Source organism: Flagellimonas beolgyonensis (assembly GCF_003992615.1).
GTDB classification, from domain to species: Bacteria; Bacteroidota; Bacteroidia; order Flavobacteriales; family Flavobacteriaceae; genus Flagellimonas; species Flagellimonas beolgyonensis.
In genome coordinates this window covers 324-709 of sequence record NZ_RZMY01000011.1, presented here as the reverse complement: position 1 = coordinate 709, position 386 = coordinate 324, and the positions used below count along the sequence as shown (strand labels likewise).

At 52.3% G+C, this 386-nt stretch carries 1 protein-coding gene; it reads right to left on the bottom strand.

The genetic code is table 11. The features are described 5' to 3' along the window. The coding region (locus EO131_RS06475; protein ID WP_470295067.1) for a DUF7507 domain-containing protein at positions 1 to 386 on the bottom strand (386 nt) is incomplete at both ends.

Genomic DNA, 386 nt, shown 5'->3' with positions numbered 1-386 from the left:
CATTGTTGACCACGAATCCGTTGTCGATGTCCGCCTGTATCAGGGCATGGGTGCCCTCGAAGACCCAATCCTCGCCAATGCTCAGAATGCCATCGTTGTTATCGTCCTCATTGGGTAGCAATACGGGTGCCGGCTCATCTATCTGGTCATCCTGCAGATCGATGGTGTGCAGGTCCACGTTGCCGATGTTTGTCACGGTGAAGGTATAGGTGATGCCATCCAAACAGCCATTGTTGTCATCGTCGATGTTGACCTCGCCCACTTTTAAAAGTTCTATGGTGGGTGCTGGTGCACAAAGGTCAACAGGAAGATTCGTTTGAACTTGTTGGTTGTCGGCCACGGGGGTGTCGTTTCCAACGGAGAGTGCGGAGACATCGGCATTGTTG